Source organism: Variovorax sp. Soil_C_12 (genome assembly GCF_057657375.1).
In genome coordinates, this window is the sequence record NZ_JBDGIO010000008.1 from 250,563 (window position 1) to 271,280 (window position 20,718).

Sequence of the window (20,718 nt, forward strand, 5' to 3'; positions counted from 1 at the left end):
ACCGGTGGACAGTCGATCGGCTGGATAGAGGCGGAACGCGCGTGACCAAGCCACTGCCGCCTCTGGCGAAAGAGGATTGCTGCGAGCAATGGAAAGACGTTAAGCCCCTTCTCGAGGGCCTGATGATCGTCAAGGAAGGCCGGGCCGTCGCGCCTTCGATGCTCGGCAAGCAGGCCATAGGCAACATTGCCAAGGCCATCGTAATCCTGGTGGACGCGGATCGCCTTATGGCGGCCTGCACGCTCATTCGCGTGTGCGAGCCGTCGGTGCGGCTCGAGCTGCTGAGGCTGTGTGGAAGCGAGCGCGTCGAGCGTTTGAGGAGCAGCAAGGTTCGGAAAGTCCGCAATTCCATGAACAGGGCGCTGGACGCCGCCGCCCACGATGCGTTGACTAACAAGCGATTTCACGAGTTTTTCGGCCTGTTGCCGTCGTGCTCGTCAGCGACAAGGAAGAGCGTGGCGGCGTTTTTTCCACAGCTCACCGTGGAGTTGCTCAACCAGCTGGAAGACGACGAGCTCGTCGAGGCCGTGCGCCTGACGCTGGAACGCGGTCGGGAGCTGGGCACGGCCAAATGCCTCGTGGAAATCCACATGCTCCTGTCGGTCGCCGTCGAACTCAAGACCACCGAACCGCAAGCCCCTAATCTTTCCCGGGCAGTGACGATGATCTCCATGACCTGTTCCGCCCTGGACGAGTTGCCCCTTGGCGCGGACGAGCGTGAACTCGCGGAATACGCCGCGAAGCTGAGCGACATGACTCAGCTCCCGGAGCTGACGCGCGACTTGGTCGACGGCTGCCCGGCCACCGTGCGAAGCGAAGTCCTGTGCGTTGCAGTGGAGCAGGCGGCGGCCGAGCAGGACTCTCGCGTGTGCGCGAACCGCCTGCTTGGGCTTGCAGAGTTGAGCGACGAGATCGACGAAAGCGACGGCATCGCGCTGAGGTCTCACCTCATGTTGGTGGGGGGTTGGCTCGTTGTGCGGTTGAGCGATCAGCTTTATGAGGCTCACACAAGCAGCCTGCAGTCGATACTGATGGAGCGAGACGCGACCGCGAAACGCCGCTTTTCGATTTTGACGAAGAGCAAGACCAGTCAGGCCATCGGAAAGCTTGCAAACGCGCTGATCGACTTGGCCGATCGCTTTCGGAGTGCTGTCGAAACCGGGGACTTGTACGCGGCCGCCCTCGCCATCCGTGAATGCCCGTACCCGGAGTTATGCAACACGGCACGAAGGAGACTTGCCGAGGCCGTGCGCGAAAAGCTTGCAGCGGCCGGAGACAAGCGGGATGTGGTGGCGCTGCGGATGGCTGTGGTGCTCGTTGCGACCGGCGACGCGGAGTGCTCGCGGCTGGCCGCCACGATTCTTTCAATCGTCTTCCGGAGGGTGGAACACCAGCGATTTGCGGTCCAGCAGATGATGGGAGGAGTCGCACGTGAACAGGGTGACATCGACGACATCGTGGTGCGCATGGTCGACGCGTTGTGCCGGCTTTGCAGTGACGAGCATTCCCTGGAGCTTGACGTCATTCTGATGATGGATCAGGGTCGAAGGTTGGCCGCGCAGATCGTGGTGGACTGCCTTCGCCTGGGTAAATCGAACAATCCCACGCTCATCTCGTTGTTCAACGAACTCGCACATCGCGTCGATCTGGGTGTCGCTTTGCCGGCGATCACAGTACGGTTTGAGGATGGTGGAAAAGGTCCTATCGAGGAAGTCTTGGAGGAGGCGCCGTTGGCCACTTTCAAACAGATAGCAACTTGGAGAAACTATACCGACCTCTCTGATTACCAGATCCAGCACGTTCATCCGTGGGCCCGTGGATGGAGGCTCATGTGGGTCATGCTTGACATGAACACCGCGTTCTCGGGCGATCCCATGCTTCTGATGGGACTGAAAGCAATCGATGCTGCCGCTGCAGACGGCCTGCGCGGCGGGGCGGATGAACTGCTGCATCGATTGAAGTACCCCTGGGCTCAGCGGGCCCTGGACGCCATGCTGGAATCTCAAGTGAATGGCACACCGTTGCTGTCGGATCAAGCCTTGCACAATGTCCTGCGAGCCATGCTGAGCGACGAGCAACTGGGAAGCGACACGTTCGAGTGGATAGAAAATCTTGATCCGACCAGAAGCGTGAAGTTGTTCGCAGCAGCGGCGCATGCACTCATCAGCCTTGCGGGCGATTCTTCTCCATGCAGGTTCTATCCAGACCGTCTTGCCAATCATGCCGTAGGCGCAATGGTGCGCAAGTTCAACGTGCATCTACGCCTCCTGCATGTGCGCGAGGCCGTTGAAGCAAAGATGGGCAAGAGTGCGTGGCGTGAAATCTCCTCGAAGTTTCCCCCGGGCCGTCGAACCGGGATGGGACTGGGCCCTGGCTAGGACCAATAGGCGGATCGCCCGTTGGGCATCACCTCCGCCGCATGCCTGCGCTGCTGAACGCAGCACCGCCTTCCCGATCCCACCGCCACGCCCCACAATGCGCCGATGCTCGACCCCTCGGCCCTGAAGACCATCCGTCCTTTCATCGCCACGCCAAGCTACGGCGGCGCGCTGAGCTCGATCTACGTCCGCAGCCTGCTCGGACTGGTGAACCTGGCCTGGACCCACGGCTTCGCGATGCAGACGCGCTTTCTCGACGGCGACAGCCTGATCCCGCGCGCGCGCAACCGGCTGGCGGCCGAATTCATGGCCGATGCGCGCTGGACCCATCTGTTCTGGATCGATGCCGACATCGGCTTCGAGCCCGAGGCCGCACTGCGCCTGCTGCTGGCGGGGCGCGAGGTGGTGGCCGGGGTCTATCCGGTGAAGAGCGAGGGCTGGCCGGCCGAAGGGCTGCACGCGCCGCTGCCGGCCGGTACCACGCGCGAGCAGTTCGAGGCGGCCCATGCGCGCTTTCCGACCAATGCCTTGCAAGCGCCGGGCGCGGTGGACGAAGACGGCTTCCTCGAAGTGCTGGACGCACCCACCGGCTTCATGCTCATTGCGCGCAGCGTGCTCGAGCGGATCGCGGCGGCGTGTCCCGAACTGCGCTACACGCCCGACGCGCATCCCGATGACCCGGCCTCGCGCACCTGGCCGCACTACCGCTTCTTCGATGTCATGGCCGAACCCGACAACGGGCGCTACCTGAGCGAGGACTACGCCTTCTGCCGGCGCTGGCAGGCGCTGGGCGGCAAGGTGTGCGCCGATGCGCGCTCGCGCCTGGCGCACCAGGGGCAACGCACCTACACCGGGGACTTCGGCCGCGCGCTGGCCCGGCGATGAGCTCGCGCGGAATCAGAAGTCCCCACACCCATTGCGCCGCTCCGTATCGATGCAGTTCGTGAGATTGGGCCGCGAGCGCACGCGCGACCATTCGCGCGCCAGCACGTCGCCGCCCTGCGCGGCGCGGTCGCCTTCCAGCGGTCCGGTCGCCAGGCAGATGGGCGCCGGCCCGATGTTGCGGTCATAGAGCCAGGTGCTCGGGTTGTCGCGCACCAGGTCGGGCTTGATCAGTTCCACCAGCCCGCCCACGGTGAGCACGCCCGGCACCACGGTGACCGCATAGCCCTCGGCCGAGCTGAAGCTGCCGTTGATCGGGTACGTGCCCCTCACGCTGAAGGACGTGGCCGGGCTGCTCAGCGTGCCCGCGAAGCCCGCCCCGGTGTCGCCGAGGATCAGGCCCGTGATGCTGTAGGTGAACAGCGGATTGGGAAAGCCGCCAGGCCGCGCCGCGCTGTTGACCAGCACGATTACCGCGGGCTGCTGCGCGTAGATGAAATGGTTGTCGGCGGCCGTCACCGTCACCGTGCACAGGCCCAGGTAGGCACAGTGGTAGAGGTTGGGCAGCAGGCCCGAGCCGAACAGCCCGCCGCGTGTTTCGCCGACCCAGGTGTCGGCCCACACGCGCCAGGGCGCGCCGGCGATGGTGTAGGCGCCCAGGTTCTGGAAGCGCGCAGCCGCCACCAGGTCGGTGCTGGTGGTGCTCGTGACGTTGGTGCCGAGCGAGAGGTCGCCGCTCAGCGTGCGCACCAGCACCCGGTCGGCGCTCACGGTCGTGCCGGACACCGTCTGCGCCAGGTTGGTGGCGGCATTGAAGCTGGTGACCGCGGGCGTGCTCAGCGCCAGTGCATCGGCGTCGGTGTATTCGAAGCGCCCGGCCGCGCTGCCGCCGACCACGGCGACGTTGTTGCCCGGCTGGGTGAGCAGCACATTGCCGCCGCTGGAGCGCGCCAGCAGCGCGCCGGCCGTGATGGCCGTGCCCGCGGCCTGCGTGATGTCGCCCGCGCTCAGCAGGCCCAGCTGCGGCGTGGACACCGGAGCGGCGAGGCGGATGTTGCCGCCTGCGCCGTTGTGCAGCGTGAGCGCCGAGGCCAGCGCCAAGGGCCCCACCACGGTGATGTCGGCCGCGTGCGTGTCGCTGCCGGCCACCAACGTCGGCGTGGTGATCAGTCCGAGCTCGGCGGCCGAGACCGCGAAGCCGGTGTTGACGGTGCTGCCGATGGCGATCGGCAGGTCGGTGCGGTCCAGCGCGTTGCCCGCGAGGTCGACGCCGCCCGGCCGCAGGTCGATCGCATTGCCGGCGTGCACCGTGTCGCCGATGACCAGCGCATCGGTGCTGCCGTCGTTGACTGCGCGCAGCACCACGTTGCGGCTGCCGTCGATCTGCCCGCCCGGCCCCGAGGTGGTCGACGCCGGGGGCGCGATGTTCACGCCGGCGCCGGTGCCGTCGTATTGCCCGGTCACGAAGATGTCGCCGCCGCCGGTGGTCTGCAGCAACGCGCCGTCCTGCAGCAACACGCCCGAGCCGGCCACCGGGCCGCCGGCCAGGCGGCGGCCGGTCACCGTGATGTTGCCGCTGACGGTGCGCAGCGTCTCGCTGTTGATCTCGACACCATGTCCCGGGGCTCCCGCGACGTTGTTGTTGAAAGTGCCGATGCCGGTCACGGAGATGTTGCCGCTGGTGGTGCTGAACGTGCCGACGCTCTGGAAGTTCTCGAGCCGCACGCCGCTGCCCGTGCTGTGGCTGCCGAAGATCGAGATGTCGCCGGTCGCGGTGCTGATGGTGCTGTTCTGGACGTAGACCGCGCCGACGCTGGTCTGGAAGGTATCGCCGAGAGTGCTGATGCCCCGCAACTGCACCGCGCCGCCCAGGCCCGCGTCGCTGCCGCCGGTGTACGCGCCGGGCACGCCGGGCGTCAGCTGCTGGTTGCCGGTGCGCGTGTCGATCAGCGCCGTCGTCAGGCAGATGCTGCACATGCCGTTGCTGGCATTCGCCCACGCGCCGTTCATGACGACGTTGCCGCCGTTGCTGTAGATCGCACCGCTGTAGCTGACCTGGCCGCCGCCCACTGCGGCGCCGGCGCCATTGACGTCGGCGTTGAAGATCACGTTCAGCGGATCGCCGACCGAGGCGATCACCGAGGCGGTATTGCCGCGCACGCTGCGGTGGGCATCCAGCTGCAGGGTGAGCGGGCCCTTGTTGCCCGTGTACTCGATCTGCACGTCGTCCATGAAGATGTCGCCGAGGAACGCCGATCCGGCGCCCGGGTCGCCGGTGGTGATGCGCACGCTGGTGCCGCCGTTGAGCGCCGCGTTGATGTCGCCGTCCTGGATGGTCGACGCGGCGACCGGCACGAAGGGATTGCCGGTCAGGCTGCCGTCGGCATCGCCGTTGACGATGGTCACATCGAAGGGATCGATCATCCACTGGCCGGCCGTCCCGTTCGGCGCCGAGGCATCGGTGCTCAGGCCCGCGAGGTCGATGCCGCCGTTGTTGTCGCCGGCGGGCACGGCATAGCCACCGGAGGTCTCGATGAAGCCGCCGTTGCCGCCGGCCGGCCCTCCCCGCGCCGTGATCGTGCCGTAGGCGCGCAGCGTGCGCTCTCCCAGCAGGCGGATGTCGCCGCCGTTGCCGGCGATCGTGGCGTCGGCGCCGATGCGGCTGCCGGCGGCAACCGCGATGGCGCCCGTCTGCGCGTTGCCGCCGACCGCCGTGGCATGCAGCCGGATGCGCCCGCCGCCGGCCGCGCCGCTCGCGTCGACGATGCCGCTGTCGTTCGGCAGCGGAACCACCGCGGCCGCCACCGGCGGCACGTAGGGCTGCAGCAGGATGGTGCGCCCGGTGACATCGATCGTGCCGCCCTGCAGTCCGGATTCGTTGCCCCTGGCCGAGAGCAGGCCGCCGTTGATGGTGACGCCGCCCGCCGAGCTGCCGCTGTCGAGCACGATCTCTCCGTTGCGCGAAGACAGCGTGTCGGCGCGCAGCACGCCTCGGTTGTTGACCACGCCCTGCCCCACCTCGCTGCCACCGGTGGTCATCAGCACCACGCGGCCGCCGTCGGCCTGCACCAGGCCGTTGTTGCTCACGCTGCCGAAGAGGCCCGGCGAGACCTTGAAGGTGGTGAGGCCGTCGCCCGCGAAATCGACCGTCACCGTGTCGGCCGACACCAGCGCGGCCGTGCCGCCCTGCGCCACCATGCTGCCGCTGTTGCCGGCGCTCCCGCCGATCAGCGCCACGGTGCCGCCGCCGACGGCGGTGATGCTGCCGCGGTTTTCCACCGTGCGCAGCACGTTGCCCTCTTGTTGGAACACCAGCCGCTCGCTGCCGCCCATGAAGTCCGCGTCGCTGGTGCCCATCTTGAGCGTGGAGGCAACCAGCCCGCCGACGTTGACCGCCGAGCCGCTCGCGAACAGCACGCCGTTGGGGTTGACCAGGAACACGCGGCCGTTGGCGGTCATCGAGCCGGCGATGGTGGAAAGGTCGTTGCCTGTCACGCGGTTGAGCAGCACGCTGCGCGGGCCCGCCTGCTGCGTGATGTTGACCGCGTTCCCCGGCCCGATCGAGAAGCCCTGCCAGTCGATGATGGCGCGCGCCGTGCCCTGCGTGATCGGCAGGATGGTGCCCGCGGCCGAGGGCACGCCGGCGGCCGTGACCGGCAGGTTGCCCGGCCCGCTGCCCACTGCCACGGTGCCGCCGCGCACGACGAAGTTGTTCCACGTCGGCAGCTGCGCCAGGGCGGGCGCAGCGACGCTCATGCAGGCCAGCGCCAGCGCCACCGGGCGCAAGGGGAAATGCGCAGGCCGTGTGCGCTCGGCTCGCCTCGGCTTCGGTTGGGAGTTCATGTCAGAAGGCCTTTTGTGCTTGCACGTAGAGGCGCGGATTGCGGCCGCCGCCGTCGGTCTGCGCCGGCCGGGTGCCGTCGCGCCAGGCGAGCGTCGCGTTGATGGAGAAGTTGCCGGGCCGCGACCATGAGACGCCGACGCCGTACCCGCGCAGGCTCAGCTTGTTCTCGCCGTCGAAGAGGGTGGGATCGCGCGTGAGCTTGCCGCGGGCCGCGTCGTAGAACACGAAGGGCGTCAACTCTTCGTTGTAGGACCAGCGCCATTCGACGGTGCCGATCCAGCCCTCGTCGGCCAGCACCTCGCCGGAAGGGTAGGCCCGCACCGCGCGCGCGCCGCCGAGCGCCAGCTTCTCCGAGGCATCGAGGTTCTTGTTGGCCCACTGGCCGCCCACCGAGAGAAACAGCGAGTGCCGCGGGATGATGGACTGCAGCCGCGAGAACAGGAAGCTCGCCTTGGTGAAGCCGCCGTCGGTGCGATGGCCGCCGATGCCCTGGTCGAAGGCCAGGGTCTGCGGATCGCGGATGTCGAGCTTGCCGTGGTAGAGCGTGCCGGAGCTCGCCCAGTAGCCGCCGCCCAGCAGCTCGTCGCGCCGCTCCCAGGACCAGCCCAGGCCGAGGCCGCGGATGCGCTTGTCGGAGGTGAAGTTCAACGCCCCGAACTCGTCCTCGAGTTTCTTGTGGTCGGCCGACAGGCGAAGGAACAGGTTCTGCTGGCGCTGGCGGATCAGCGGGTAGTTGAGCGAGACGTCGAACACATCGGCGCGGCCTCGCGCATCCAGGTCGGCGAACTGGCCGCCCAGCTCGTAGCGCACGCGCGCCAGGCCGATGCCGGCACGCAGGCCGCTCGCGCCGATGGGCGCCTCGTAGGAAGCGCGACCGAACCACAGGCCGTCGTCCGACACCATCGCGCGCAGATCGAGGTTGTCGCCGATGCCGGCCGGGCTGAGCCAGCGCGCCGTGCCGCCCACGCGATAGCGGCCCGACTCCTTGGTGCCGTGGTTGTCGGCCTCGGCGCTGAAGACCCAGCGCGGCCCGGCCGCGACCTCGACCGTGAGGTCGGTGGTGCCGGGCTGGGTGCCTTCCTGCAGGCCGGAGGAGACGCGAATGCCGGGCTGGTCCGACAGCAGCAGCATCGCGCGCTCGTAGCGCTGCCCGTGGATCGCCTCGCCGGACTGCACCGGCGCGAGGAAGGCGCGCACGCGTTCCTCGCTGATGGGCGCATCGGGGGCGACCACCACCTCGACCTTGCCGAGCCGGCCTTCGATCACGCTGATCTCGACCACCCCGCCCTGCACCGTCTGCACCGGCACGACGGCCTGCGCGAGGAAATAGCCGCGCTCGCGGTACTTGGCGGTGATGGCCTGCGCCAGCGACTCCAGGTCGGCCAGCGTGACGTCGCGGCCGATGTAGGGGCGCGTGATGGCTTGCAGCTCCTCGCTGCTGAGCGCCCGCGCGCCGTTGAGCCGCAGGTCGTTGAGCCGGAAGCTGGCCACCGGCGCGGGCGGCGCCGGCAGGCCCTGCGGCGCGGCGGGTGCCTGGGCCACGGGGCGGTCGCAGCTGCCGCACGGGTCCTTGGTGGGCGCGAGCGTGACGGGCGCATCGCCGGCCGCGTGGACACGCGAGGCGGCCAGCGCCAGCGCCACCACCACGAGCGACGAGGCGGCGAGTGCGACAGGGCGAATCTGCGAGGGCCTCGACCGTGCGTGTGGCCCCCTCATGCCGGGCTCCCCACCTTGAGCCGCCAGTTGCCGATCAGGTTGAACGGGGCCCAGAAGAAGGGATGCGACATGCGAGGTTCCTTCAATACGGCCAGCTGCCCGGCCTGCATGGCCTGCTGGATGTCCCTGCCCTTGGCCAGTTCACCGTAGAGCGTGCCCATCAGGATGGCGGTGGCGTCGTCCGAGACCGGCCACAACGAGGAGATCAGGCTGCCGGTGCCCGCGGAGAGAAAGGAGCGTGTGAAGCCCAGCACCTCGTCGCCCTGCGTGACGCGGCCCAGGCCCGACTCGCAGGCCGAGAGCGTGACCAGCGCGCTGCCCTGCATCGGCAGGCCCAGGATCTCGTGCGCCTCCAGGAAGTTCTGCTTGCCGTCCTCGTTGGCCAGCAGGATGCGCGAATACAGCGGATCGACCTGGTCGGCCTCGGCATGGGCGGCCACGTGCATCAGCGGCGCGCGCGCGGCGACGTCGCGGAACTGCGTCTTGGTCGCGGCAGCGCCCATGTAGACGCTGTTGCGCGGGAACAGCCGGGCCAGCTGCTTGACCTCGGTCTCGGCACCCGGCAGGTCGTACTTGTCCTCGATGCGGGGATTGCCGAAGGCAGTGAGCACCGCCTCGGCACGCGGCGAGCGCTGCGCCAGCTGGATCGCAATGCTCATCGAGGGCGCGACGGAGACCGGATGCGTCTCGATCAGGTAGCGGCCGTCGATGCGCAGCGCCTGGAAGGGCAGGTAGTGCAAGGGGCCATGCGGCACGATCACCAGGCGCTCGCCGGCCTTCAGGCCCAGCGGGCCGATCAGCGCGGCGCCCAGCTTGTCGGCATTGCCGATGGCGGCGCGCCGCCCGCGCACCACCGAGTTGCGGAAGGTCTCGACCAGCTCGATGAGGTCGTCGCGCTTGATCGCGATGCTCTTGGCCTCGATGCCGGCCGGGCTCACCACCCAGGCCTGCAGGCGGTCGGGCAGCGCATGGAACTGCAGCACGCGTTCGTCCGGCGCCAGCGTGCGCTGCAGCGTCGCCAGGTCCACCACCGCGGCGGCCTCGCTGTTCAGCCGCGCCCGGCCGCGCACCGCGTCGAGCAGCGCGCGCGAACGGCTGCGCTCGCTGAGCTCGAAGGCCTGGCGTGAATCGCCCACATCGCTGTAGAGCCCCACCCCGCGCTCGAACACCGACTGCAGGTCGGAGAACAGGCCCATCTTGAATTCCTCGCTGCGGAACTTCGCGCGCACCGCATCGACGCTGCCGAGCGCGCGGCCCACCGCATCGGCCGCCGCCTGCTTCTGCCCGAGCGCGAGCTCGCTGCGCGCCACGCCGTCCCAGGCCCAGAGCCGGTAGTAGCCGCTGTCGGTGCCGACGGCGCGCGTGGTCAGCTGCATGTAGAGATCGCGCGCCTCGGCCGGCTTGTTCTCGGCCAGCAGCAGCCGCGCGCGGGTGCGCTCCAGCTGCGCGGCAAGCGGCGCCTCGCGCGGCGTCGGCAGCGTGCCGAGCAGCTGCCGCGCGCGCGAGGTATCGCCCGATTCGATCAAGGCATTGACCAGCGAGGACTGCACCAGCGGCGCGTAGCGCTCCGAGCTGTTGGCCAGCGCGGTCTCGTAGGTGGCGACCGCGCCGGCGTAGTCGCCGCGCCGCGTCTGCACGTCGCCGATGACCTTGTTCGCCGGCCCGACGACCAGCTTGGGGTCGCGCGCTTCGTGCTTGAGCGCCTCGCGCGCGAATTCCTCGGCCTTCTCCAGCTGGCCGGAGTAGCTGTAGACGATGGCGAGGTCGCGGTTCGCCATCGCGAGCAGGTTGGGATCGCGCGTGGTGTTGGCCAGGTGCAACGCTTTGCTCGCCGCCCGCACGCTCTGGCGGAACTCGCCCGCCTCGGCCAGCGCCACGGCCTGGCTGCAGTACTGGTAGCCCGAGAGCTTGGGACTGTCCTGCCCGTAGAGCACGGCGCCGTCGTTGCTGAGCGCGAGCAGCGTGTCGGTGTCGGCAAGCCGCGCCTGTTCTTGCTTGCTGGCCGCGGCCTCGGCATCGGGCGCTTGTGCCAGCGCCCAAGGGCCACCGAGCAGCGCCGCGATTCCGAGAGCGCCTGCGCCGATCCACCTGCGCGCAAGGTGCGCCCGTCCGAACCCCGAAAGACTTTGCATTCGACCCCCGCGCGCGGTCGTCGCGGCCCGCGCTCGCGTGCCGCCGACGCGCGAAGTGCGCGCCCCTCAGACCTCGTCGGGGGCGAGTCTAGGAGGGGGGTGGGGGGCAGGCTATTCGCAATACGGTCTAGCGCGAAGGGAGTAGGGGCTATGCCTGCGGGCGGCACCGCCCTACAGGCGGCGTCAGGCGAGGCTGACGTGGCGGGCGGCCCGAGCCTCAATCATGAAGGCACCAGCAAGCGTTCCCGCGTCGGGGACCGCTGATTCCAAGGAGTACTTTCATGGCAGTGGATAACGAAGTCCTGGCCGCCGAAGAGGTGGCCGACATCCTGAATGACCTGCTCGAGAACGCGCGCGACGGCGAATACGGCTTTCGCACCTGCGCCGAGGAGGTGAAGTCGGCCGAGATGAAGCGCTTGTTCAGCGACCGTGCTGCCTCCTGCGCGCAGGCGGCGAGCGAGCTCTCGCAGATGATCCTGGCCCAGGGCGGCAAGCCGGCCGAGGGCGGCACCGCCGCCGGCGCGATGCATCGCGGCTGGGTGCATGTGAAGGGGATGGTGGGCGCCAACAGCGATCTCTCGATGCTCGAGGAATGCGAGCGCGGCGAGGACGCGGCCCTGGCGCGCTACCGCAAGGCCCTGAAGTACAACCTGCCGGCCGATGTGCGCGGCGTGGTCGAGCGGCAGGCCGAGGGCGCGCAACGCAACCATGACCAGGTGAAGATGCTGCGCGACCAGGCGCGCGCCCGCAGCTGAGCAAGGAGGAGGCCGCGCAGGCCGGGCGGCCTCCTCAAGATGAAGGACCCAGGCGGCAAATTAGACCAATGGCCAGTTCCGCACGGCCCGCCTGCTCGCCAGAATCGCCCCAGCGAACTCTGGGAGAACAGCGATGCAACCTGCCGTCGAAATCACGAAACGCGGCGAGCGAAACTTCAACTCGTACATCGGCATCGGCGACGGCACCCGTCGCTACGCGCGCGAAGGGCTGCCCACGGTGGCCCAGTGCCTGCAGGATGCAGCGGCCGCCCTGGGCCGCGAATTCAGCTATGCCACCGTCAGCTTCGACAACATCGTGATCGGCAGCTACCCGGTTGCGGTCATGGAACACCGCGCAGTCGAGGTGGCCGACGAACTGCTGGTGAAGCTGTCGAACCGGCGCGTGCGCTACGTTGCCTGAGCGCCCCCCGGGCTCGGCCGGGGCGGCAATGCAGGGCCATTCGGCGCAGGCCAGGCCCTCGCGCATGAAGACCGCGGCGCTCAGCCGCAGCCCACGATCCTGAACTCGACTCGGCGGTCCAGCGCGTCGACCGCGTCGTCGGTGCCGCTGCCGATGATGTTCTCGCGAAAGCCCTTGCCGCTGGTCTTGGTGCGATCGCTCAGTTCCATGGCTTCGCCGATGAGCCGCTGCCGGATGTAGCGCGCCCGTTGCACCGACAGGGTGTCGTTGAAGGCCGCCGAGCCGGTGCGGCTGGTGTGGCCGACGATGTCCATGCAGACATTGGCACCGGCGCTGGCCTTGGCGATCTCGCGCAACCACATCGGGTAGGGGCCGCTGATCTTGGCGTCGGACCAGAAGACGGTGCCGCCCGGGTTGAACAGGAACTTCACGCCCAGCTGCTGCTGGGCGATGCCGTAGGCGACGATCTTGCCGAAGGCCTGCTCGGCCTCGGCCGTGCGGCCCAGCTTGGCCGAGCTCAGGTAGATGCCGTTGAGCACGCGCAGCTGGGCGTCGCTGGCCGTGCCGCCGGCGGCGCTGTTGTACTGCGTCAGTGCGTCCTGGTAGCGCTCGGCGTTGTAGTGCGTGGTGGCGTCCTTGATCGTCGGTGCCACTGCGATGCGCTCCAGGTAGTACGGGTCGGCCCGCTGGCCCGCCGGCGTGGCGGTGGTGCGCACGTAGCTTTCGATGATCGGGTCCTTGATGGGCACGGGCGTGTCCTGGTAGTAGGGCAGCGGCGTGTGGTCCAGGCCGTCGTCGCGCGCCACCACCGAGGACTGGGCCACCACCATGCCGCTGGCCAGCTCGGTCAACGCCAGGTCGATGCGCAGCGGGCTGCGCGCCTGCTCGACCGACAGCCGCGTCATGGTGCCGGTGAGCAGGTAGCGGGCCTTGGCCAGGTTCGCGCGCTGGAAAGGCAGGATCTCCATCGACTCGTGCTTCGAGCCGATGCGCTCGCTGACCCGCTCCTGCAGCTGCTGCGTGGCGACGGTCTGCTGGGCGCTGCGGGCGTCGATCATCGGGTCGAGCACCACGCCGCGCTTGGCGCTCATCCGCGCGATCAGGGCCGGCTGCTTCGGCGTCTGCATGACCAGCCCGTCGGTGGCCTGGGCGACGGCCTGGTCGAAGGGCAGCTCGGCCTTGGAGGGCGGCGGCGGCGCGGGGGTCGCGCAGCCGGCGAGGCCAGCCACGAGCAGCAGGACGCCGGACAGGGACAGGGCTCCGCGGCAGCGGGTGAAGGTCGTCATCGTCATTCGCATCCCTTTTTCAGAACGGCCGCCTCCCCGGCGCCCAGAGGTTCGAGCGAGGCGCGCAGCAGCAGCTCGCTGCAGTGGCCGGCACGGGCCGGCGCGGCCGCGGCCACCACGCTGGGCGGTGGCTCGGCCGCCGGCGTGCGCGTCTCGCGCCGGGCCGGGCGCGCCGGCTCCGCTTGTGGGCGCGACGCCTGGACGGGAGCGCGCGACGCCTTCGCGGGCAAGGTGTCGACGCGCAGCGGTGTAGGTGCGACGGCCGGCTGCGCAGCGCGGCCACGCGATGGCAAGGCCTCGGCGATCGCTGCGGGCTCCGGTGCATCCAGCGGCGCCGATGGCACGGCGACGACGCGCAGGGGCTGCACCTGGGCCGGCGCAGGTTCCGCTGTCGCCGGTGGGATCGCTGCCACCCGCACGGCAGGCACCCGGGGCGCCGCAGCTGCAGCCGCAGTCGCAGCCGCAGCCGCAGTCGCAGTCGCAGCCGCAGCCGCAGCCGCAGCCGCAGCCGCAGCCGCAGCCGCAGCCGCAGCCGCGGGTGCCGGCGCTGCAGCGGGCGCCGCAGGCAAGGTGGCCAGCACGGCCATCGGCGGCTCTGTCCGGGTCGGATCGCCGATGCGGTAGTGCCCGGCGGTCACCAAGCCGACCAGCACGGCCGCTGTCGCCGCCAGCGCCGAGAGCTTGAAGCGGTTGCGGCGAACCGGCGCCGGCGTCGGGCGCGGGCGCGGCGGCATCGCCGCAAAGAGCTGGACTCTGGGCACCGCCGGCCGGGCGATCGCAGGCACGAAACTCCGGGCCGCGGCGTACAGTGCAGGCGCCTTCGCTGCCTCCACCGCCGGCGGCTCGCTGGGCGCGCAGGCCGCGGCATCGCCGCCCGTCTCGCACGCCGGGGCATCGGCGCCCATCCGGGCCGCGAACTCGGCCGCGCTCTGCGGGCGGTCCTGCGGAAGCACCGACAGCGCCGCGTCGATGACGGCCAGGAAGGGCTCGCCATAGCGGCCGTGCGCGAGTTCGCGCAGCGGCTGCAGGGGGTCGTCCGGCATGCGTTCCATCGATGAGATCGGCGGCTGCCCGGTGATCGCGGCATACACCACCGCCGCCAGCGCATACAGGTCGGTCCAGGGCCCCTGCCGCATCGAGGCGAGTTCGCCGTACTGTTCGATGGGCGTGAAGCCGGGCTTGAACACCACGGCCGACGACTGTCCGGCGCTGTCGATCACGCGCCGCGCGGCGCCGAAGTCCAGCAGCACGGGGCCGGTGTCGGTGAGCAGGATGTTGTCGGGCGCGACGTCGCGGTGGAAGCAGCTCAGCGCGTGCATTTTGCCGAGCGCGTCGAGCAGCGGGCGCAGCCACGCGCGCAGCTCGGCCTCCTCGGGGGGACGCCCCAGCTCGGCCAGCGCGTGTGCCAGCGTCGGGCCCTGGTAGTAGGGCATCGCCATGTAAGCCGTGCCGTTGTCCTCCCAGTGCTGCAGCACACGCACCAGCGAGGGGTGGTCGAAGCGAGCCAGGATGCGTGCTTCGTTGACGAAGGCGCGCAGCCCGATGCGGAAGCTGTCCTGGTGGCGCGGCGACTTGACGACCACCGCGGTGGAGGCGCTGGCGCGTGCGGCCAGCACGGCCGGCAGGTATTCCTTGATCGCGACATGGCGCTCCTGCGCGTGGTCCCAGGCCAGGTAGACGACGCCGAAGCCGCCTTCGCCGATCGGCCCGACGATTTCGTAGTCGTGCAGCCGCAGGCCTTCGGGCAGGGCGCGCGCGCCGTCGCGTTCGAACTCGGCCCAGTCGGCCTGCTGCGTGGGCCAGTCGCTGCTCACGGTCGCCGGGTCGGGCGCGACGGGCAGGGTGAGGGTGGCAAGGCTGTCCATGGCATTCAGGCCGCGCCGACCGGCCGCCCGCTCCGATTGCAAGCCCCGAGTCGCGTGATGTAGATCTGCTTGGCCATGGCGTCGGATCCCCTAGGTGAGCATTGACTCTACTGCTTGTTGCAAACGGAAGCATTCACCAGAAGGACTAGCCGAAAGGAGGCTCCGCAGCACCCACCCCTCGGCGCCAGGCCTGTGTAGCAGCGCATGACGGTAGCGCTATCGCCGTTCTAGAATCGCCCGGATGAAAGCCGAGGCTCCTCCCGCACGTCGCAGCCGCCGTGGCAGCGGCGCCGTCACGCTGCACGACGTGGCCAAGCTGGCCGGCGTCGCGCCCATCACGGCGTCGCGGGCGCTCAACACGCCGGCCCAGGTCTCGCCCGAAGTGCTCAGGAAGGTGACGGATGCCGTCGCCCGCACGGGCTACGTGCGCAACGTGATGGCCGGCGGCCTGGCCTCGACGCGCAGCCGGCTGGTGGCCGCGGTGGTGCCGACGATCGCGGGGCCGGTGTTCCTGCAGACCGTGCAGTCGCTCACCGAGGCACTGGCCGAGCAGGGCTACCAGCTGATGTTGGGCCAGAGCGGCTACACCGATTCGCGCGAGGACGCATTGCTCGAAGCCATCATCGGCCGCCGGCCCGACGGCATCGTGCTGACCGGCATCCTGCATTCGGTCGAAGGCCGGCGACGCCTGCTGGCTGCCGGCATTCCGGTGGTCGAGACCTGGGACCTCACGCCCACGCCGCTGGACATGCTGGTGGGCTTCTCGCATGCCGAGGTGGGACGCGCGGTGGTCGACTTCCTCCGCGCCAAGGGCCGGCGCCGGCTGGCAGTGGTGGCCGGGGATGACGAACGCTCGCGCCGGCGCCACCAGGCGTTCTGCGACACGGCGCGCACCGCCGGCCTGCCCGAGGTGCCGCTGATCTACGTCCCCGCGCCGACCACGCTGGGGAGCGGGCGCCGCGCGCTGGCCGAGCTGCTCGCCGGCACGCCAGGCATCGACGCAGTGTTCTGCAGCTCCGACCTGCTGGCCCTGGGCGTGATGACCGAGGCCCAGGCCCGCGGCATCGCGGTGCCGCAGCAGCTGGCCGTGGTCGGTTTCGGCGACCTGGAGTTCGCGGCCGACCTGCACCCGGCGCTGAGCACCGTGCGCATCGACAGTGCGGCCATCGGAAGGCAGGCGGCGCGCTTCATCGTGGAGCGCGCGGAGGGGCGCGAGGTGGCCGAGCGGGTGGTGGACATCGGCTTCTCGATCGTCGACCGGGCCAGCGCCTGACCCGTGAAAACCCTAGGTAAGAGGACTTGACGCCACGAACGGTAGCGCTACCATTCAAGCCATCTACGGTAGCGCTACCAGCCCAACCGCTCAAAGCAGCTGCGATCCACTTTTCACTTTTGGAGACAAGCCTCATGAAGAAACTGCTCGGCGCCCTGGCCATCGGCCTGACCGCCTGCCTCGCCCACGCCCAGGAATGGCCCCAGAAACCGGTGACGCTGGTCGTCCCCTTCCCGGCCGGCGGCTCGACCGACATGGTGGCGCGCGCCATCACCCCCAAGCTCACCGAGAAGCTCGGCCAGCCCTTCCTGGTGGACAACAAGGCCGGCGCCACCGGCACCATCGGCGCGACCCAGGTCAAGCGCGCCGCTGCGGACGGCTCCAGCTTCCTCGTCACCTCGCTCGGGCCGCTGGTGATCGCGCCGCACCTGATCAAGGGCCTGCAATACGACGCGCTGAAGGATTTCGACCTGATCACTGTGGCGGTGCAGGCGCCCAACGTGCTGGTGGTGCCCGCCGCCTCGGCGCACAAGACGGTGGCCGACGTGATCGCTTACGAGAAAAAGAACCCCGGCAAGATGACCTTCGCATCCTCTGGCAACGGCTCCAGCGACCACCTCACGGCCGAGCTGTTCTGGCAGCAGACCGGCACGACCGGCCTGCATGTGCCCTACAAGGGCGGCGCGCCGGCCATCACCGACCTGCTCGGCGGCCAGGTCGAAGCGTCCTTCCAGAACGTCAACGCGGTGATACCTCACATCAAGAGCGGCAAGCTCAAGGCGCTCGCGGTGACCGGTGAGAAGCGCTCGCCGGTGCTGCCCGACGTGCCCACCATGGCCGAGGCCGGCGTGAAGAACGTGGAGGTGTATTCGTGGCAGGCCATCGTCGCGCCCAAGGGCCTGCCGCCGGCCGTGCGCGCCAAGGCCAGCGAGGCGATGGTGGCGGCGCTCAACGAGCCGGCCGTCAAGCAGCAGTTCACCGCGATCGGCCTCGAGGTGGTCGGCAACACGCCGGCCCAGTTCGCAAGCTTTCAGAAACAAGAGTTTGATCGCTGGAAGAAAGTCATCGAGACCGGCAAGATCACCATCGATTGATCGAGGCCCCCATGTCCAACAACACCACCCCCGTCATCACCGAGCTGCGCGCCATCCCGGTCGCCGGCCGCGACAGCATGCTGCTCAACCTGAGCGGCGCCCATGGTCCCTTCTTCACCCGCAACCTGCTGGTGCTGACCGACAGTGCCGGCCGCACCGGCGTCGGCGAGGTGCCCGGCGGCGAGAAGATCCGCCAGACCCTGGAAGACGCGCGCGAACTGGTCGTTGGCCAGCCCATCGGCGCGCACCAGCGGGTGCTGCAGCAGGTGCAGAAGAAGTTCGCCGACCGCGACAGCGGCGGCCGCGGCCTGCAGACCTTCGACCTGCGCACCACCATCCACGCGGCGACGGCCATCGAGGCCGCGCTGCTCGACCTGCTGGGCCAGCACCTGGACGTGCCGGTGGCCGCGCTGCTCGGCGAAGGCCAGCAGCGCGAGGCGGTGGAGATGCTGGGCTACCTCTTCTACGTCGGCGACCGCGACAAGACCGACCTGCCCTACGCACGCGAGGCCGATGCCGCCGACGACTGGTCGCGCCTGCGCCACGAGAAGGCCATGACGCCCGAGGCCATCGTGCGCCTGGCCGAGGCGGCCAAGGCCCGCTACGGCTTCAACGACTTCAAGCTCAAGGGCGGCGTGCTGCGCGGGGACGAGGAAGTCGATGCCGTGGTCGCGCTGCACGAGCGCTTCCCCGAGGCGCGCGTCACGCTCGACCCGAACGGCGGCTGGCTCCTGAAGGATGCGATCCGCCTTGGCCAGCGCATGCGCGGCGTGGTCGCCTATGCCGAAGACCCCTGCGGCGCGGAAGAAGGCTTCTCGGGCCGCGAGGTGATGGCCGAGTTCCGCCGCGCCACCGGCCTGCCGACCGCGACCAACATGATCGCCACCGACTGGCGCCAGCTCAACCACGCGCTGTCGCTGCAGTCGGTCGACATCCCGCTGGCCGACCCGCATTTCTGGACCATGGCCGGCTCGGTGCGCGTGGCCCAGACCTGCCGCGACTGGGGCCTGACCTGGGGCTCGCATTCCAACAACCACTTCGATGTCTCGCTCGCCATGTTCACGCACGTGGGTGCCGCGGCACCGGGGCGCGTGACCGCCATCGACACGCACTGGATCTGGCAGGACGGCCAGCGCCTCACCAAGGAGCCGTTGAAGATCGAAGGCGGCCTGGTGCAGGTGCCGAAGAAGCCCGGGCTGGGCGTCGAGCTGGACATGGCCGAGGTCGAGAAGGCGCACCAGCTCTACAAGCAGCATGGCTTGGGTGCGCGCGACGACGCGGCCGCGATGCAATATCTGATCCCCGGCTGGACCTTCGATCCGAAGCGCCCCGCCTTCGTCCGCTGACCCACCCTCCTGAAGGAAAGCCCCATGAGAGAGAACCGCCTGCGCACGCTGTGGAAGTCTGGTGGGGCCGCCGTCAACGGCTGGCTGGCCATCCCCAACGGCTTCTCGGCCGAGACCATGGCCCACCAGGGCTGGGATTCGCTGACCATCGATCTCCAGCATGGCGTGGTCGACTACCAGGCCATGGTCGGCATGCTGCAGGCCATCTCCACCACCGACACGGTGCCGGTGGTGCGCGTGCCCTGGCTCGACCCGGCCGCGCTGATGAAGGCGCTGGACGCCGGCGCCTACGGCGTGATCTGCCCGATGGTCAACACGCGCGAGGAAGCGCAGCGCCTGGTGGCCTACACCCACTACGCGCCGCGCGGCACGCGCAGCTTCGGCCCGGTGCGCGCCCTGCTCTACGGCGGCGCCGACTACCCGCAGCAGGCGAACGACACCATCGTCACCTTCGCGATGATCGAGACCGCGCAGGCGCTGGACAACCTGGACGACATCCTGTCGGTCGAGGGCCTGGACGCGGTCTACATCGGCCCTTCGGATCTTTCGCTGGCACTCGACTGCCGCCCGGTCTTCGATGACGTCGACCCGCCCGTGGCGCAGGCCATTGACCACATCCTCGAGCGCGCCAAGGCCCATGGGCTGGTTGCCGGCATCCACAACGGCACGGCCGAGGGCGCGCTGGCCCGCGTCGCCAAGGGCTTCCAGTTCGTCACCGTGAGCTCCGACGCGCGCCTGATCGCCGCCGGCGCCCAGCAAGTATTGGCCAAGATGCGCGCCACGGCGCCGAGCGCGACGCCCTCCAACTCCTCCACCTACTGAAAGGACATCGACATGAAGATCGGATTCATCGGGCTGGGCATCATGGGCGCGCCGATGGCGCAGAACCTGATGCAGGCCGGCCACGAGATGATCGTGCGCACCCGCAGCAAGGTGCCGGATGCGCTGAAGGGCGCCACCGTCTGCAAGACCAACGCCGAGGTCGCGCGCGCGGCCGAGGTGGTGATCCTCATGCTGCCCGACACGCCCGACGTCGAGCAGGTGCTGCTCGGCGAGGAGGGCGTGGCCGCCGGCCTGTCGAAGGGCAAGCTGGTGATCGACATGAGCTCGATCTCGCCCATCGACACCAAGCGCTTCGCCGCGAAGATCAACGAGCTCGGCTGCGACTACCTGGACGCGCCGGTCTCCGGCGGCGAGGTGGGCGCCAAGGCCGCCAGCCTGACCATCATGGTGGGCGGGCCCGAGGCCGCCTTCGAGCGCGCGAAGCCGCTGTTCGAGAAGATGGGCAAGAACATCACTCTGGTCGGTGGCAACGGCGATGGCCAGACCACCAAGGTGGCGAACCAGATCATCGTGGCGCTGAACATCGCCGCGGTGGGCGAGGCGCTGGTGTTCGCGAGCAAGGCGGGCGCCGATCCGGCCAAGGTGCGGCAGGCGCTGATGGGCGGCTTCGCGGCCAGCCGCATCCTGGAGGTGCATGGGGAGCGCATGATCAAGCGCACCTTCAACCCGGGCTTTCGCATCGCGCTGCACCAGAAGGACCTGAGCCTGGCGCTGGCCGGCGCACGTTCGATGGGGGTGTCGTTGCCGCAAACGGCGTCGGCCGCGCAACTGATGCAGTCCTGCGCCGCGCACGGCTGGGACCAGCTGGATCACTCGGCCCTGGTCAAGGCGCTCGAGCAGATGGCGGCGCACCCGGTGGCGCCGGACGGGGAGTAGACGCGGC

General features: G+C 69.5%; 14 protein-coding genes. 9 read left to right on the top strand and 5 right to left on the bottom strand.

Translation table 11 applies throughout. The features are described 5' to 3' along the window. The first annotated feature begins 41 nt into the window (after positions 1-41). Together AC3A6X_RS22595 and AC3A6X_RS22600 are read left to right on the top strand one after the other, a co-directional pair. Positions 42-2,378 carry a hypothetical protein gene (locus AC3A6X_RS22595; RefSeq protein ID WP_487844306.1) on the top strand — a complete coding sequence of 779 codons (2,337 nt, stop codon included), beginning with the start codon at positions 42-44 and terminating at the stop codon, positions 2,376-2,378. 105 nt (positions 2,379-2,483) lie between these two features. Continuing rightward, the gene (locus AC3A6X_RS22600) at positions 2,484-3,263 is read left to right on the top strand and encodes a hypothetical protein (protein WP_487844307.1); all 780 of its coding nucleotides are present in this window, start codon (positions 2,484-2,486) and stop codon (positions 3,261-3,263) included. Positions 3,264-3,275: 12 nt separating this feature from the next. Here the strand turns inward: AC3A6X_RS22600 and AC3A6X_RS22605 are convergent, their stop codons facing one another. From AC3A6X_RS22605 to AC3A6X_RS22615, 3 genes are read right to left on the bottom strand one after another with little or no spacing between them, the layout of a single operon-like run. Next, positions 3,276-7,103 (bottom strand): two-partner secretion domain-containing protein, encoded by a 3,828-nt coding sequence (locus tag AC3A6X_RS22605; RefSeq protein ID WP_487844308.1) that lies wholly within the window; start codon positions 7,101-7,103, stop codon positions 3,276-3,278. 1 nt (position 7,104) lies between these two features. Beyond that, positions 7,105-8,820: a ShlB/FhaC/HecB family hemolysin secretion/activation protein gene (locus AC3A6X_RS22610; RefSeq protein WP_487844309.1), complete on the bottom strand. Its 1,716-nt coding sequence runs from the start codon at positions 8,818-8,820 to the stop codon at positions 7,105-7,107. Next, complete coding sequence (locus AC3A6X_RS22615; protein ID WP_487844310.1) at positions 8,817-10,952, bottom strand: CHAT domain-containing protein; 2,136 nt, start codon at positions 10,950-10,952, stop codon at positions 8,817-8,819. The genes AC3A6X_RS22610 and AC3A6X_RS22615 overlap by 4 nt, the downstream gene beginning before the upstream one ends. A 281-nt stretch (positions 10,953-11,233) precedes the next feature. Between AC3A6X_RS22615 and AC3A6X_RS22620 the strand changes: the two genes are divergently transcribed. Beyond that, positions 11,234-11,707 carry a ferritin-like domain-containing protein gene (locus AC3A6X_RS22620; protein ID WP_487844311.1) on the top strand — a complete coding sequence of 158 codons (474 nt, stop codon included), beginning with the start codon at positions 11,234-11,236 and terminating at the stop codon, positions 11,705-11,707. 133 nt (positions 11,708-11,840) lie between these two features. Next, positions 11,841-12,128, top strand: a complete 288-nt coding sequence (locus tag AC3A6X_RS22625; RefSeq protein ID WP_106558933.1) for a hypothetical protein — start codon at positions 11,841-11,843, stop codon at positions 12,126-12,128. A gap of 80 nt (positions 12,129-12,208) precedes the next feature. Here AC3A6X_RS22625 and AC3A6X_RS22630 read toward each other — a convergent pair whose 3' ends face one another. Both AC3A6X_RS22630 and AC3A6X_RS22635 read right to left on the bottom strand, forming a co-directional pair. Continuing rightward, positions 12,209-13,420, bottom strand: a complete 1,212-nt coding sequence (locus tag AC3A6X_RS22630; protein WP_487844312.1) for an OmpA family protein — start codon at positions 13,418-13,420, stop codon at positions 12,209-12,211. After that, the gene (locus AC3A6X_RS22635; protein ID WP_487844313.1) at positions 13,417-15,279 is read right to left on the bottom strand and encodes a serine/threonine-protein kinase; all 1,863 of its coding nucleotides are present in this window, start codon (positions 15,277-15,279) and stop codon (positions 13,417-13,419) included. The genes AC3A6X_RS22630 and AC3A6X_RS22635 overlap by 4 nt, the downstream gene beginning before the upstream one ends. A 241-nt stretch (positions 15,280-15,520) precedes the next feature. Between AC3A6X_RS22635 and AC3A6X_RS22640 the strand changes: the two genes are divergently transcribed. The 5 genes from AC3A6X_RS22640 to AC3A6X_RS22660 all read left to right on the top strand — a co-directional run bounded on the left by AC3A6X_RS22640 (position 15,521) and on the right by AC3A6X_RS22660 (position 20,711). Next, a complete protein-coding gene (locus tag AC3A6X_RS22640) occupies positions 15,521-16,552 on the top strand; it encodes a LacI family DNA-binding transcriptional regulator (protein ID WP_487844314.1) in 1,032 nt (343 codons plus the stop codon). A gap of 134 nt (positions 16,553-16,686) precedes the next feature. Beyond that, entirely contained in the window at positions 16,687-17,646 is a 960-nt protein-coding gene (locus AC3A6X_RS22645; protein WP_487844315.1) for a Bug family tripartite tricarboxylate transporter substrate binding protein, read from the top strand. 11 nt (positions 17,647-17,657) lie between these two features. Next, complete coding sequence (gudD, locus tag AC3A6X_RS22650; protein WP_487844316.1) at positions 17,658-18,992, top strand: glucarate dehydratase; 1,335 nt, start codon at positions 17,658-17,660, stop codon at positions 18,990-18,992. A 24-nt stretch (positions 18,993-19,016) separates the two neighbouring features. Beyond that, positions 19,017-19,814: an HpcH/HpaI aldolase family protein gene (locus AC3A6X_RS22655; RefSeq protein WP_487844317.1), complete on the top strand. Its 798-nt coding sequence runs from the start codon at positions 19,017-19,019 to the stop codon at positions 19,812-19,814. Positions 19,815-19,826: 12 nt separating this feature from the next. Beyond that, positions 19,827-20,711 (top strand): 2-hydroxy-3-oxopropionate reductase, encoded by an 885-nt coding sequence (locus AC3A6X_RS22660; protein ID WP_309959223.1) that lies wholly within the window; start codon positions 19,827-19,829, stop codon positions 20,709-20,711. The last annotated feature ends 7 nt before the right edge of the window (positions 20,712-20,718 follow it).